This window comes from Caulobacter sp. GW821-FHT05F04 (genome assembly GCF_059419665.1).
This window is the reverse complement of sequence record NZ_JBWKSF010000003.1, coordinates 165,340-179,607: the sequence shown is the minus strand read 5'-3', so window position 1 is coordinate 179,607 and position 14,268 is coordinate 165,340. Positions and strand designations below refer to the sequence as shown.

12 protein-coding genes and 1 tRNA gene are annotated in these 14,268 nt (G+C 68.6%); 3 read left to right on the top strand and 10 right to left on the bottom strand.

Annotated elements, in window-relative coordinates; all coding sequences use genetic code 11:
* Positions 1 to 49: 49 nt before the first annotated feature.
* The 5 genes from AC07R7_RS09460 to AC07R7_RS09440 form a co-directional block, all read right to left on the bottom strand.
* The gene (locus AC07R7_RS09460; protein WP_494634963.1) at positions 50 to 1,492 is read right to left on the bottom strand and encodes an NCS1 family nucleobase:cation symporter-1; all 1,443 of its coding nucleotides are present in this window, start codon (positions 1,490 to 1,492) and stop codon (positions 50 to 52) included.
* A 60-nt stretch (positions 1,493 to 1,552) separates the two neighbouring features.
* Positions 1,553 to 1,747: a hypothetical protein gene (locus tag AC07R7_RS09455; protein WP_494634962.1), complete on the bottom strand. Its 195-nt coding sequence runs from the start codon at positions 1,745 to 1,747 to the stop codon at positions 1,553 to 1,555.
* Between the two features lie 202 nt (positions 1,748 to 1,949).
* The gene (locus AC07R7_RS09450; RefSeq protein ID WP_492887771.1) at positions 1,950 to 2,390 is read right to left on the bottom strand and encodes a DUF2948 family protein; all 441 of its coding nucleotides are present in this window, start codon (positions 2,388 to 2,390) and stop codon (positions 1,950 to 1,952) included.
* Positions 2,391 to 2,392: 2 nt separating this feature from the next.
* Positions 2,393 to 3,682 (bottom strand): UDP-N-acetylglucosamine 1-carboxyvinyltransferase, encoded by a 1,290-nt coding sequence (gene murA / locus AC07R7_RS09445; RefSeq protein WP_492837999.1) that lies wholly within the window; start codon positions 3,680 to 3,682, stop codon positions 2,393 to 2,395.
* 98 nt (positions 3,683 to 3,780) lie between these two features.
* Positions 3,781 to 4,233 (bottom strand): hypothetical protein, encoded by a 453-nt coding sequence (locus AC07R7_RS09440; protein ID WP_492837998.1) that lies wholly within the window; start codon positions 4,231 to 4,233, stop codon positions 3,781 to 3,783.
* Between the two features lie 89 nt (positions 4,234 to 4,322).
* Between AC07R7_RS09440 and AC07R7_RS09435 the strand changes: the two genes are divergently transcribed.
* Positions 4,323 to 4,397: transfer RNA gene (locus AC07R7_RS09435), tRNA-Thr, on the top strand.
* Positions 4,398 to 4,507: 110 nt separating this feature from the next.
* Here AC07R7_RS09435 and AC07R7_RS09430 read toward each other — a convergent pair.
* Positions 4,508 to 6,334, bottom strand: coding sequence for an acetyl-CoA hydrolase/transferase C-terminal domain-containing protein (locus AC07R7_RS09430; RefSeq protein ID WP_494634961.1), 1,827 nt, complete (start codon positions 6,332 to 6,334; stop codon positions 4,508 to 4,510).
* A 76-nt stretch (positions 6,335 to 6,410) separates the two neighbouring features.
* Positions 6,411 to 6,665, bottom strand: coding sequence for a hypothetical protein (locus AC07R7_RS09425; protein ID WP_492887768.1), 255 nt, complete (start codon positions 6,663 to 6,665; stop codon positions 6,411 to 6,413).
* A 343-nt stretch (positions 6,666 to 7,008) separates the two neighbouring features.
* On the opposite strand from AC07R7_RS09425, the gene katG reads away from it, so the two are divergent.
* Positions 7,009 to 9,186, top strand: a complete 2,178-nt coding sequence (gene katG / locus AC07R7_RS09420) for a catalase/peroxidase HPI (protein WP_494634960.1) — start codon at positions 7,009 to 7,011, stop codon at positions 9,184 to 9,186.
* Between the two features lie 63 nt (positions 9,187 to 9,249).
* Here the strand turns inward: katG and AC07R7_RS09415 are convergent, their stop codons facing one another.
* From AC07R7_RS09415 to AC07R7_RS09405, 3 genes are read right to left on the bottom strand one after another with little or no spacing between them, the layout of a single operon-like run.
* On the bottom strand, positions 9,250 to 10,806 hold the full coding sequence (locus tag AC07R7_RS09415) for a DHA2 family efflux MFS transporter permease subunit (protein ID WP_494634959.1): 1,557 nt from the start codon (positions 10,804 to 10,806) through the stop codon (positions 9,250 to 9,252).
* 20 nt (positions 10,807 to 10,826) lie between these two features.
* Positions 10,827 to 11,960, bottom strand: coding sequence for an HlyD family secretion protein (locus tag AC07R7_RS09410; RefSeq protein WP_494634958.1), 1,134 nt, complete (start codon positions 11,958 to 11,960; stop codon positions 10,827 to 10,829).
* A 41-nt stretch (positions 11,961 to 12,001) separates the two neighbouring features.
* Positions 12,002 to 13,432 carry an efflux transporter outer membrane subunit gene (locus AC07R7_RS09405; RefSeq protein WP_492887764.1) on the bottom strand — a complete coding sequence of 477 codons (1,431 nt, stop codon included), beginning with the start codon at positions 13,430 to 13,432 and terminating at the stop codon, positions 12,002 to 12,004.
* A 108-nt stretch (positions 13,433 to 13,540) separates the two neighbouring features.
* On the opposite strand from AC07R7_RS09405, the gene AC07R7_RS09400 reads away from it, so the two are divergent.
* Positions 13,541 to 14,167 carry a TetR/AcrR family transcriptional regulator gene (locus tag AC07R7_RS09400; protein ID WP_492887763.1) on the top strand — a complete coding sequence of 209 codons (627 nt, stop codon included), beginning with the start codon at positions 13,541 to 13,543 and terminating at the stop codon, positions 14,165 to 14,167.
* The last annotated feature ends 101 nt before the right edge of the window (positions 14,168 to 14,268 follow it).

The following is a 14,268-nucleotide window of genomic DNA, read 5'->3' as shown; positions in this document are numbered from 1 at the left end:
GAGGCAAGAGCCAAATGCCCCCTTCCCCCTTGATGGGGGAAGGTGAAGCTCAAGCCCTCCGCATCATCAGCCCATAGACGATCGCCGCGATCGCCAGGCCCACGAACCAGGCGTAGGTGTAGAGCCCGGTCCAGAACGCTCCGACGCCGCCGAACAGATGCGGCGCCGCGGCCGCCAGGAAGCCCGGCAGGTTCGGCAGCACGCCCAGGACCAGGGCGATGATCGCCGCCGGGTTCCAGCCGCCTCGGTAGGCATAGGCGCCGTCGCGGACATAGAGGTCATCCACCGCCAGTTCCGCCTTCCGCACGATCCAGTAGTCGACGATCAGGATCCCGGCGATCGGCCCCAGCAGCGCGCCATAGCCGACCAACCAGGTGAAGATGTAGCCCTGAGTCGTCTCCAGCAGCTTCCAGGGCATGATCAGCACGCCGATGCCGGCCGTGATCCAGCCGCCGGTGCGATAGCTGATCCGGCTGGGCCAGAGAGCCGAGAAATCATAGGCCGGTCCGACGAGATTGGCGGCGATGTTGCAGCAGACGGTGTCGAGGCTGATGATCAGCAGGCCCACGACCACCGCGATCCCGCCGATGTCGCCGGCCAGTTGCACCGGGTCCCAGACCGCCTTGCCGAACACCAGGACGGTGGCCGAGGTCGTCACCACGCTGACCAGGGCCAGCAGGCCCATCGGCGCGGGCAGGCCCACGGCCTGGCCGATGATCTGGTCGCCTTGCGTCCGGGCGAAGCGGGTGAAGTCGGGAATGTTCAGGGCCAGCGTCGCCCAGAAACCGACCATGGCCGTCAGGGCGGGCGCGAAGACGCTCCAGAACTGGCCGGCCTTGGCCCCGCCTTCGACGAAGGCCGAGGGCTGGTGGAAGATCGGCCCCAGGCCGCCGGCCTTGCTGACCGCCCACCAGACCATCAGGCCGCAGATCAGAACCTTGATCGGCGCGGTCCAGGTCTCCAGCTTGCGCACCGCGGTCAGACCCTTGGTGACGAACAGCAGCTGGATGGCCCAGAAGGCGAAGAAGGCCAAAAGCTGGCCGGCGCCGACGCCCAGTAGCGGCAGTGGCGCGCCCTCGAGTTTCCGGCCGACGATGACGCCCAGCAGGGTCAGCAGCGCGCCGCCCCCGATCCAGGTCTGGATGCCGTACCAGCCGCAGGCGACGACGGCCCGCGCCACGGCCGGGACCCGCGCGCCCTTCCAGCCGAACGACGCCCGCGCCAGCACCGCATAGGGCACGCCCCAGCGCGCGCCGGCATGGCCAATCAGCAGCATCGGGACCAGCACGATCAGGTTGCCCAGCAGCACGGTCAGCACCGCCTGCCCGGCCGACATGCCCTGCTCGATCAAGCCCGAGGCCAGCATGTAGGCCGGCACGCAGATCACCATGCCCAGCCACAGGGCCGCGAAGTGCCGCCAGCGCCAGGTGCGTTGGGCTTGGCTGGTTGGCGCCAGGTCCTCGTTCCACAGGTCGCTGTCTGGCGTGCTCATGCGGCGAAGCTTAGGCCCGCTTGGCCGTCCCAGGCAATCGACCGAACGACGTTCCGCCGATTAGCCCAGCGCGGCGTAGGCCAGCGTCGCCAGTCCAGCGAAGAACACGACGCACAGCGCCACCAGGGTCGCGCGGCCCCAGTCGAAGCAGGGACCGCCATGGCGCAGCACCGGCGGCTCGGGCTTGGTGATGTCACATGCACGGAAGAAAACCGGCTGGGTTTCCCCAGTCGAATAGGCTGTCCTTCTGGCCATCGAAGGCCTCCCTGACGAGCACGCCTCTGTCGGGCGCATGGCGTTAACCTAGCACTGCTCGCCCAGCAGGCGAACGGGCCAACCGATCACTACCGCGTGGGACGAATCCCGGGCGGAGCGCCTGCCCGTCAACAGACCAGAAAAAAGGCGCCGCTCAGGAATTGAGCAGGCGCCTAATTCAGCAGCTTGGGTCCAGGAAGACCTAGTCCGCGTGCCCCGGCGTCCGGGGCGTGGTCCAGGGATCCGAGACATCGGCCAGGGCCACGTCCAGGCAGTCCACGCAGACCCGCAGGTCGCCGCCGCCCGCGAAGGTCAGGGTGACGATACCCGCCGGGGCCTCGTCGCCCGGCGTGAAGCCGATGGACAGCAGCTCGACCACCGCGCCCCTGGCGTCGCGACGCAGGTTGCGCCCCTGCACGCCGGTGACGTCACCGAACTGCAGAGCCGAACGCACGCGCTCGCCTTGCTTTCGTTTGGCCGCCTCCCAGCGGAAGCGGTTGCAGGCGATGGTCAGGGTGCGCCCCTGGGCGTCCCAGCGGATGTCGCCGATCTTGGCCACCGCGTCCTGCAGGGCGGCCGACAGCACGCCGAGATCGTCGGCGTCGTGGGCCAGCAGGCGCAGCGGCTTTGCGGTTTCGGTCATCCTCAGAGCTCCGGCTCGCCGTCGCCCTTGATGCGACGGACCTGGGCCCCGCAGGCGCCCAACTTCTCTTCCAGGCGCTCGAAGCCGCGATCCAGGTGATAGATGCGGCTGACCGTGGTCTCGCCGCGCGCGACCAGGCCGGCGATCACCAGACTGACCGAGGCGCGCAGGTCGGTGGCCATCACTTCGGCGCCTTCCAGCTGCTCGACGCCGCGCACGCGGGCCTCGCCGCCCGAGACCGAGATATCGGCGCCCAGGCGCATCAGCTCGGGGGCGTGCATGAAGCGGTTCTCGAAGATGGTCTCGCGGATGCGGCTCTCGCCCTTCGCGGTCGTCATCAGGGCCATGAACTGCGCCTGCAGGTCGGTGGCGAAGCCCGGGAATGGCGCGGTCTCGATGTCGACGGCGTTCAGGCGCTGGCCGTTGCGACGGATGATGCAGCCGTCGTTGGTGTGCTCGACGCCGGCGCCGGCCTCTTCCAACTTGACCAGCAGGCTGTCGATCAGGCCGGGACGGGCGTTGGTCAGGCGCACTTCACCCCCGGCCATGGCCGCGGCCACGGCGTAGGTGCCCATTTCGATGCGGTCGGGGATCACCGCGTGGGTCGCGCCCTTCAGGCGGGCGACGCCGGTGATGGTGATGGTCGGCGTGCCCGCGCCTTCGACCTTGGCGCCCATGGCGTTCAGGCACTCCTGCAGGTCGACCAGTTCCGGCTCGCAGGCGGCGTTCTGGATCACGGTCATCCCGTCGGCCAGCACGGCGGCCAGCATGGCGTGCTCGGTGGCGCCCACAGAGACGATCGGGAAGACGATCTCCGCGCCCTTCAGGCCGCGCGGGGCCTGAGCGTAGACATAACCCTCGTGTAGGTCGATCTTGGCGCCCAGGGCCTCCAACGCCTGCAGGTGCAGGTCCACGGGACGCGCGCCGATGGTGCAGCCGCCGGGCAGCGAGACCTTGGCCTGGCCCGAGCGGGCGACCAGCGGGCCCAACACGTTGAACGAGGCGCGCATCTGGCGGACCAGGTCATAGGGCGCGAAACCGCTGGTGATCTCGGCCGCGTGCAGCACGGTTTCCTGGCCGTCGGCGCCGTCGCGCTCGGTCACCTCGACGCCCAGGCGCGACAGCAGCTTGCCCAGGAAACGCGTATCCGCCAGGCGCGGCATGTTCGTCAGGCGCAGCGGCTCATCCGTGAGCAGGCTGGCCGCCATCAGCTTGATGGCGGAGTTCTTGGCGCCGCTGACCGGGATCGATCCGTTCAGCCGCGCGCCGCCGGTGATGGCGATGCGATCCATTCAGGTCCCTCGAACGCGCGGGGTGGGGGTCGCCGCGCGGTTCAACATGTGAGGGGCGGGTTCTATCCGTTGCAAGGGGGCTTGCAAGGGCCGCGCCTCTAAATTGGAGCCGAAAGATCGTAGGGACGCTCGTCATCCGGCCAGCGCAGCTCATGGGTCGTGCTGGCGAGGTCGAGAGCCACCTGGGCCAGCTCGATCGCCTGACGCGTCGCCGCCAGTCCGTCGCGCCCGAAGGCGGCCTTGCCGACCTCGGTGTCGAACTGTCCGCCGTCGCCCGTCAGCCGCACCGCGACCGCCCAACCCTGACCATCCGGATTCGGAAACGGCGCGGAGAGCTCGATCGCCAGCTCGACCCGCTCGCCGCCGCGATGAGTTATCCCCAGCAGTTTGCGAACGACGCTATACGGCTTCGGCGCGGCCTCCGCCGCCGTGATCGCAGGGGCGGAATCGTCCAAACGCCCACGGGCGGCGGCTTTCCGCTTGCGGAGGTTCGTACGGAGCGCCTCGGCCAGCCTGGCCTCGCGGGTGGATTTGTCGTCGCTGATCGCCATGCGTCGGGGGTGCGGCGACAAAGATCGTCGGTCAAGACGATTTTGGGCTTGGCGTTCGCGATTCACCTCGCTATACGCCCCTCCTCTTCGCCGCGGTAGCTCAGTGGTAGAGCGCATCCTTGGTAAGGCTGAGGTCCAGGGTTCGAGTCCCTGTCGTGGCACCATGGGGATCCAAGCTTAGCTTGGATCCCCACCATTCCCTGAAAATCAAAACCGTTCAGAGCCGACGCGCAAAGCGCTCGACGGCAGGACGAAGTTCCGTATTCGAAACCCTCTAGCGACGCAGGGCGCCGCGCACGGCCAGGGCGATCAGGCGCTGGCTGAGACCTCGAGGTCGCTCAAGACCAAGGCGCTTCAAGGCCGGCCCATCGTCGCTCCTGGCCCTCAGGCCGTCCAGAATCAGGCCGAGCAGGGCCTTCGGTTCGGCCTGCGCCGCCTTCAGCCGGCCGAGCGTCGGCAGCAGGCTCTCCTCCAGCGGATCGAAGTCCGAGCCGAACGGCAGCAGCGGCGCCAGGCCGGCCGCGCGGGCCGGCGCCAACGCCTCGGCGATGCGCTCGGGGGTGTTGTCGCGGACCTGCGCCGGCAGGACGTAGCCGCGCTCCAGCTTGCCGGCGGCCTTGGCCTGCTCCAGCAGCGCCGGCTGGAAGCGGCTGTCGGCCACCTTCAGCAGGGCGACGATCACGTCGCGGTCGGTGCGGCCGCGCAGGTCGGCGACGCCGTACTCGGTGATGACGATGTCGCGCAGGTGGCGCGGGATGGTGCCGTGGCCGTAGGACCACAGGACATTCGAGCGGGCCGCCCTCCCCGCCCCGCGCACGGCGTCCAGCGTGATCACCGACCGCGCGTCCTCCAGAGCGAAGGCCTGGGCCACGAAGTTGTACTGCCCACCCACGCCGCTGACGACGCGGCCGTCCTCCAGGCCGTCGGACACCACCGCGCCCAGCAGGGTGACCATCATGGCGGTGTTGATGAAGCGGGCATCGACGCGGGCGATGCGCTTGGCGGCCTCGTCGCCGTAGAGTTCATTGATCCCGGAGATGGCCCGCATCTGGAACTTGGCGCGGTCCGCCGCCGGCAGCTCGCGCAGGGCCGCGTAGAAGGCGCGCGGGCCCAGGAAGAAACCGCCGTGCAGCACCGCCCCGTCGACCTCGCGCTTGAGCACGCCGGCCTTCCATAGGTCGAGCAGGCAGTCGACGAACATCTCGGTGGCGGCATAGAGCCCCTTCTGGAACGGCTCGGCATGTCTGGGCGGCCCCGCGGCGGGCGACAGGCGCTTAACGGTGTCGAGGAAGCCAGCCTGGTCGCGATGGCGGACGATCAGGCCTTGCGTCACCGCATCGCTGATCGAGCCGATGCCCATCTGGATCGTGCCGCCGTCCGGGACAAGGCCGGCCGCATGGAAGCCGATCGCGTAGTGAGCGTCGGAAATCGGCTCCTTGGGCGGGGCGAACAGCGGGAACTGGACGGCGGGCCCTTCCAGCAGGTGGCTGAACGCCGAGGCCGGCAGGTCGCCGTCGCCCGGCATGAACGGCAGCTCGTCATTGACCTGGCCGACCAGCAGGAATTGAGCCTTCCCGGCTTGCCGCGCGGCCAGCAGGTCCAGGGTGATGTCGGTGTTGCAGGACAGGCTGTAGCGGTCGCCGTCCCTGGCCACCAATTGGGCCACGACATTGACGCCGCGATCCAGCAGATAGCGGGCGGCGTGAGTGTAGTTGGCGGAGATGTAGCTGCGCTGGGCGCTCTCGACGGAGAGGCGCGTGCCGGCCTGGAAGAAGAACTCGTCGATCTCGATGTTGTCCGGCAGGGCGTCGCGGCGCTGGACCTCGGCATAGGCTAGGGCCGGATAGCCGCCCAAGGTACGCGTGATCACCGGCCCCAGGAAGGCCGCTTCCAGCTCCGACTTGGGGCGCGGCGGCTCCAGGGTCAGGGCGGTAAAGATGTGCAGGTGCAGCGACCGATCGGCCATGGCCCGCGCGAACAGGGCGTTGGCGACATGGTTGGCCTTGCCCAGGCCCAGCGGCAGACCCAGAACGATGCGGCGGCCGACCTTGGCGATGATGGCGTCTGCCAGGACTTCGGAGTCGGTGAAGCGGTCCGTCATCCCACCAGCTTGGACCAGCCTTCCGCCGGCTGGAAGCCTTCGCCTTACTTACGGGACAACGCTTCCAGCCGCGCCTTCACCTCGGCGGCGTTGAGCGCCCTGGCCGGATGGCCGCCGTTGCCGGTTCGACTTCCGCGCTGAAGGCGACCACGACCGCATCGTCTTCGGCCGGCCATTCCTGGGCGATGACTTGGGGCGCTTGCCTCACCACATAGATCTTGCCGCCATGAGCGAGCGCCCCACTAGGCTCAGCCAAGCGGAAGATATCGCCGGCCTCCAGCTGGGATATAACAGCATCTTTCCAGTGGTTCTCGCCGATGAGCACTTGCACCCACCGAGTCTTGCTCAGCGCTATCATGAACTGTTTGTAATGTTACTGCTCGCCCAGCCGAGTCGGACACATTTCTGACAAGAATTGTCGCGCGATGCCAGGGGACTCCCCAGACATTGCGCAATCCTGTCCAATCTTTAATGCGGCGCCCGAACGCCACGACACTCAGGCCCAGTTGAGCGCCCGCGCCCGAGCTGAAGTTCGTCCGCGTACGTCAGGGCAAAGATTTTGCCTATCGCGATGATAGGAACAATCAATTTTACCAATGGCCGAAAACGGCGGCTCTCTAGGGCGCGGTCGGGGGAAACGACAGCCAGGCGCGAGCAGCGCGGAGGAAACGACGATGGACGCCAAGGTCGACGACAGCGTGCAAGGTCAATGCCCGATGGGGCGTGGCAAGGGCGGACGAGCCAACCGCGACTGGTGGCCGGAGAATCTCCGCCTGGAAAGTCTCAACCAACATTCGCCGCGCTCCAATCCGATGGGCGACGCGTTCAACTACGCCGAAGAATTCAAGAGCCTCGACCTGAACGCGGTCATCAACGACCTGCACGCCCTGATGACGGACTCGCAGGACTGGTGGCCGGCCGACTTCGGTCACTACGGCGGCCTGTTCATCCGTTTGGCCTGGCACAGCGCCGGCACCTATCGCACCTCGGACGGTCGCGGCGGCGCGGGCGGCGGTCAGCAGCGCTTCGCCCCCCTCAACAGCTGGCCGGACAACGCCAACCTGGACAAGGCGCGCCGCCTGCTCTGGCCGATCAAGCAGAAGTACGGCCGCAAGATCTCGTGGGCCGACCTCTATGTTCTGGTCGGCAACGTCGCCCTGGAGTCGATGGGCTTCAAGACGTTCGGCTTCGCCGGCGGCCGCGCCGACCAGTGGGAGCCGGAGGAGCTCTACTGGGGTCCAGAAGGCTCGTGGCTGGGTGACGAGCGTTACAGTGGCGAGCGTCAGTTGCATCCGGCCCTGGGCGCGGTGCAGATGGGTCTGATCTACGTCAATCCGGAAGGCCCGAACGGCAACCCCGATCCCCTCGCCTCGGCCCGCGACATCCGCGCCACCTTCGCCCGCATGGCGATGAACGACGAGGAGACCGTCGCCCTGATCGCCGGCGGCCACACCTTCGGCAAGACCCACGGCGCGGGCGATCCCTCGTTCGTCGGTCCCGAGCCGGAAGGCGGCCAGATCGAGGACGCTGGCCTCGGCTGGCGCAGCAAGCACGGCACGGGCCTCGGCGCCGACGCGATCACGTCGGGCCTGGAAGTCACCTGGAGCCAGACGCCGACGCGGTGGAGCAACCACTTCTTCGACAACCTCTTCAAGTTCGAGTGGGAGCTGACCAAGAGCCCCGGCGGCGCCCACCAGTGGGAAGCCAAGGACGCGCCGGCCGACATCCCGAACGCCTTCGATCCGTCGAAAACCCAGCGCCCGCGGATGCTGACCTCGGATCTCGCCCTGCGCTTCGACCCTGCCTACGAGAAGATCTCGCGCCGGTTCCACGAGAACCCCGATCAGTTCGCCGACGCCTTCGCCCGCGCCTGGTTCAAGCTGACCCACCGCGACATGGGTCCGATCAGCCGCTACCTCGGCCCGCTCGTGCCCAAGGAAACCCTGATCTGGCAGGACCCGATCCCCGCCGTCGATCACCCGCTGATCGACGCCGTCGACGCCAAGGCGCTGAAGGACAAGATCCTGGCCTCGGGCCTGTCGGTGTCGGAACTGGTGTCGACCGCCTGGGCCTCGGCCTCGACCTACCGCAAGTCGGACAAGCGCGGCGGCGCCAACGGCGCCCGCGTGCGCCTGGCCCCGCAGAAGGACTGGGAGGTCAATGACCCGCCGGTCCTGGCCAAGGTGCTGTCGACGCTGGAAGGCATCCAGCAGGGCTTCAACGGAACCGGGGGCAAGAAGGTCTCGCTGGCCGACCTGATCGTGCTGGCGGGCGCCGCCGCCGTCGAGAAGGCCGCCTCCGGCGCCGGCACGCCCATCGAGGTCCCGTTCGCCCCGGGCCGCATGGACGCCTCGGCCGAGCAGACCGACGCGGAGTCGTTCGAGCCGCTGGAGCCGCTGTCGGACGGCTTCCGCAACTACCGTAAGAGCGGCACGCAGTTCATGGCCCCGGAAGAGGCTTTGGTTGATCGCGCCCAGCTGCTCGGCCTCTCCGCGCCGGAGATGACGGTCCTGGTCGGCGGCCTCCGGGTGCTGGGCGCCAACGCCGGCGGCAGCAAGGACGGGGTGTTCACCCACCGCGTCGGCGCGCTGACCAACGACTTCTTCGTCAACCTCTTGAGCATGGGCACGACCTGGGCCCCGACGGCGGTCAACGCCTTCGCCGGCCACGACCGCAAGAGCAGCGAGGCCCGCTGGACCGCCAGCCGCGTCGACCTGATCTTCGGCTCCCACGCCGAGCTGCGGGCCTTCGCCGAGGTCTATGCCTGCTCGGACTCGCAGGAGAAGTTCGTGAAGGACTTCGTGGCGGCCTGGACCAAGGTCATGAACGCCGACCGCCTCGACCTGCACTGACGACAGAGGCTCCGGCCCAGAATGAAAAAGGGCGCTAGCCGGCTTGGCTAGCGCCCCTCATTTTTAGTCGGCCGCCGCGTGGGCCGCGCCGCTGGCGTTAGCCTTCTTGGTCAGCCAGATCAGCGGGATCAGGATCACGCACAGCCAGGCCGAGACGCGGAAGAAGTCCAGCGCCGCCAGCAGGTAGGCCTGGTTGATCACCTGCTGGGTGACCGCCCCGACCGCCTGCAGATGGCTCATGCCCGCGGCCTGCAGCTTGTTCACCGCATCGATCCAGGCCGGGCTGCCCGAGCTCATGACCTCAGACAGGCGGGTCTGGTGAACGGCCTCGCCGCGATCCCAGATCGTCGTGGCCAGCGAGGCGGCGAAGCTGCCGGCGGTGATCCGCGAGAAGTTCGACAGGCCGGAGGCCGCCGGCGTCTGGTTCGGCGGGATGCCGTTCAGCGAGATGGTCACCATCGAGATGAAGAAGGTGCTCATCGCCACGCCCTGGACCAGCATCGGCATGACCAGCGCCCAGAAGTTGGCGTCCGGCGTGTAGCCCGAGCGCATGAAGAACGACAGGCCGAAGGCGGCCAGCGACAAGGTCGCCATCCAGCGGGCGTCGACCTTGTTCATCAGCCGGGCCATGAACGGGGTCAGGAACACGGCCACCACGCCGCTCGGCGCGGCCACCAGGCCCGCCCAGGTGGCGATGTAGCCCATCCGGGTCTGCAGCCACAGCGGCAGCAACAGGTTGTTGCCGAAGAACACCGCATAGGCCAGGCAGAAGACGATCGTGCCGATGACGAAGTTGCTGGACTTGAACAGCGACAGGTCGACGATCGGGTGCTTCTCGTTCAGCTCCCAGATCACCCAGGCGATGAAGCCGATGATCGCGATGCACAGTTCGACGACGATGGCCGGCGAGGCGAACCAGTCGGCTTCCTTGCCGGTGTCCAGCATCACCTGCAGCGCGCCGACCCAGACCAGCAGCAGCATGAAGCCGGTGCGGTCGATCGGCAGCTTGCGGGTCGGGGTCTCGCGGCTGGCCATGTTCCGCCAGCAGACGACGGCGCAGAGGATGCCCACAGGCACGTTAATCAGGAAGATCCACGGCCAGGAGATATTATCGGAGATGTAGCCGCCCAGGATCGGACCGCAGATCGGGGCCACCAGGGTGGTCATCGACCAGATCGCCAGGGCCGTGCCCCGCTTGTTGGGCGGGAAGATCATGATCAGCAGAGCCTGGGAGCCCGGGATCATCGGGCCGGACACCGCGCCTTGCAGGATGCGGAACAGGATCAGGGATTCGAGATTCCAGGAGAGGCCGCACAGCAACGAGGCGATCGTGAACAGGATCACCGAGACCACGAAGGTCTTCACGACGCCGTAGCGGCCCATCAGCCAGCCGGTCAGCGGCACCGAGACGCCGTTGGCCACGGCGAAGGCGGTGATCACCCAGGTGCCCTGGCTGGAGCTGACGCCGAGATTGCCGGCGATGGTCGGGATCGAGACGTTGGCGATGGTGCTGTCCAGCACCTGCATGAAGGTGCCCAGGGCCAGGGCGATTGAGGTGACGGCCAGGAGCATCCCGGTCATCGGCGCCGGACCAGCGCCTTGTGATTGTTCGGACGCCATGGGCGGCTCCTAGTAACGGACTACTTCGCGCCTTGGGCGACGTCGATCTTGGCCTTCATGGACAGGCCCACGCGCAGCGGGTGCTTGGCCAGTTCGGCGGGGTCCAGGGTGATGCGGACCGGGACGCGCTGGACGACCTTGATCCAGTTGCCGGAGGCGTTCTGGGCGGGGATCAGCGAGAAGGCCGAACCGGTGCCGCCCGCCAGGCCGCGGACCTTGCCGTGGAACTTCACGCCACCGCCATAGAGGTCGGACGTCAGGACCACCGGCTGGCCGGGGACCACCTTGTCCAGCTGCACTTCCTTGAAGTTGGCGTCGACATAGGCCTGGGCCGTCGGCACCACGGCCATCATCGGCGTGCCCATGGCGACCTGCTGGCCGACCTGCACCGACTTGCGGGCGACGACGCCGTCGGTCGGGGCGCGGACCACGGTGCGAGCCAGGGCCAGGCGGGCGGCGTCGAGCCGAGCCTGGGCGGCCTTCACTTCCGGGTTCTCGGTGACCGAGACCCCGGAGATCAGCACGGTGTTGACCTCGCGCGTGCCGATGGCGGCCGCGCGGCTGGCCAGGGCCTGGGCGCGGGCGGCCTGAGCCCCCGTGAGGGCGGCCTGGGCGTTGGCGAAGCGGTTCTGGGCGCTGGTCAGTTCGTCGCCCGAGACGGCGCCTTGCCCCACGAGGGCCTGGCGGCGCGAGAGGTCGAGGCGCGCCCGGTCGACATCGGCCTTGGCGGCGACGATCTGGGCGTCGGCGCGCTGGACGTCGGCCTGGCGAGCGTCGAACTGGCCGGCCAGGGCCGTATCGCTGGCGAAGTAGCCCTTCACCTTGCGCTCGGCCTGACCGAGGGCGGCCTCGGCCTGGGCGACGGCGATGCGGGCGTCGGCGTCGTCGATGATGACCAGCGGGTCGCCAGCCTTCACGGCCTGGGTCTCGACCACGAAGATCTTGGCCACCGGGCCGGGCGACAAGGCGGTCACCTGGGCGGTCTCGGCCCCGACATAGGCGTCGTCGGTCTCGACATAGTGGCTGTCGAAGGCCAGCCACCAGGCGCCGTAGCCCACGAGGCCGACGGCGACGGCGCCGCCCAGCAGGGTCAGTTGGCGGCGGCGCTTGTTGTTCGCCGCGGCTTGGGAGGCGGCGGGTTGTTGATCGGACATTAGGGGCAAGTCCTAGCGAGCGGATGCTTTGGGGATTGGGTTCAGGCGCCGGTGAAGCCGCCGCCGAGGGCGCGGATCAGGGCGATGTCGAGCGCGAAGGCGCGGCTTTCCAGGTCGGCGACGACCCGGCGCTGGGTCAGGACCGACTGCTCGGCCAGCAACACCGACTGGTAGGTCGACAGCTGGCCTTCGTAGCGCAGGCGCGCGATGCGGTAGGCGTTCTCGTTGGCGGTCAGGGCCGCGCGGGCGTCCGCCAGACGGCTGGTGAGCGCCTTCTCGCTAGCGGTGACGTCGGCCACCTCGCGCAGGGCCTGGGTCAGGGCGCCGTCATAGCTGGCCACGGCGGCGTCCCGATCGGCCTCGGCGCCGCGCAGGCCGGCCCGCAGGCGACCGCCCTCGAAGATCGGCAGGCTCAAGGCCGGACCGACCTGGCCGATGTCCGAGCCGCTGGAGAACAGCTTGTCGAGATAGAGCGACTGGGCGCCGATGAAGCCCGACAGGTTGATGTCCGGATAGAAGGCGGCCTTGGCCTGCTTCGTGCGCGAGGTCGCGGCCTCGGCCCGCCACTTGGCGGCGACCACGTCGGGGCGGCGACCGATCAGGTTGGCGGGCAAGTTCGCCGGCAGGCCGAACGGCTTGATCGTCGCATTGGCCGGACGGGCGATGGCGAGACCGCGATCGGGACCCGCGCCGACCAGGGCGGCCAGGGCGTTACGGGTCAGGGCGATCTGCTCGTCGATGGCCGACAGCTCGGCCTTCGAGGCCGGCGGCCCGGCCGCGGCCTGCTCGCTCTCGGCCTTGGTGTCGAGACCGTTGGCGACGCGCTTGGAGACGAGGTCGCTGGTCTGCTGGCGCAGGCGCACGGCCTGATCGGCGACGTCGCGCTGGGCGTAGAGGCGCGACAGCTCGGCATAGGTCGAGGCGATCGCGGTCGACAGGGTCAGGCGGGCCTGGGCGGCGTCGGCCTGGGCGGCCTTGGCTTCCGAGGTCGCGGCGGCGACGGCCGCGCGGTTCTTGCCCCAGAAGTCCAGCTCCCAGCTGAAGTCGAGGGCCAGGCGGCCGATGTCGTTATAGCCATGCGGCACGAAGGCGGGCGGGATGCCGGCGTTATAGCTCTGCTTGCTCTCGGCGGCCGAGGCCCCCAGCGAGACCCGCGGCAGGTCGGCGGACCTGGCCTGGGCGACCAGCGACTGGGCGCGGCGCAGGCGGGCCTCGGCGGCGGCCAGGGTCGGCGAGCCCTTCAGGGCCTCGTCCTCCAGGGCGTTCAGCTGGGCGTCGCCATAAGACGTCCACCAGGCGTCGGCCGGCCAGTCGGCGTTCGGAGCCGCCAGGGTCTGGGCGGTTTCGTAGGCTTGAGGGGTTTTCGCCACGCGGGCGGGCTGCGCGGGGGGCAGGCTCGCACATGCGGCCAGCACCAGGGCGCTGGCGGCGGCGAAGACGGGGACGCTACGGCGGGGAGAGAGGGTCGGCATGAACGAGCGCCTTGATGTGACCGTACGGTATAGTCATATGGTGCGGTGCAAGTAGGCTTCACCTGCGCTATAGTCAAGGCGACCGTACGGTACGGTCGGAAAAGAATCATGCTGCCCGAGATCAAACCCCGCCTGGATCGCGATGCCCGCCGCGAAGCGATCCTTGACATCGCCGCCGAGGTGTTCCTGGCCGAGGGCTATGACGCCGCCTCGATGTCGACCATCGCGTCGAAGGTCGGCGGCTCCAAGAGCACGCTCTACAACTACTTCAAGAGCAAGGAAGAGATCTTCCAGGCCCATATCGAGCGCTATTGCGACTGGCAGCGCGAGGCGATGTTCAGCCTGCTCGATGATGGCGGCGACCTGAAGACCGCCCTCACCCACGTGGGTCGCCGCTACCTGACCAATGTGCTGTCGGACCGCAACATGCGCCACTTCCGGCTGATCACCGCCGCCGCCGAGCGTACGCCGGACCTGGGCCGCGCCTTCTACGAGGCCGGACCGATGCGCGGCGCGCAGATTCTCGGCGACTATCTGGCGCGGGCCAAGGCCGACGGCCGCATCCACGCCGAGGATCCGCTGGCCGCGGCGCACCAGTTCATCGGCCTCTGCCAGAACCGCCTGCTGAAGGCCCGGCTGGTCAACTATGTCGGCGAACCCTCCCTCGCCGAAGTGGACGCCGAGGTTCAGGCCGCCGTGGCGACGTTCCTCGCGGCTTTCGGGACGAAGGCCTGAGGGGCCTGAACGAGCGATCCATTCCTTGTCATCCCGGCCGCAGCGAAGCGGAGAGCCGGGACCCAGGGGCCGGCGCACAGGCCTTGGCCCCTGGGTCCCGG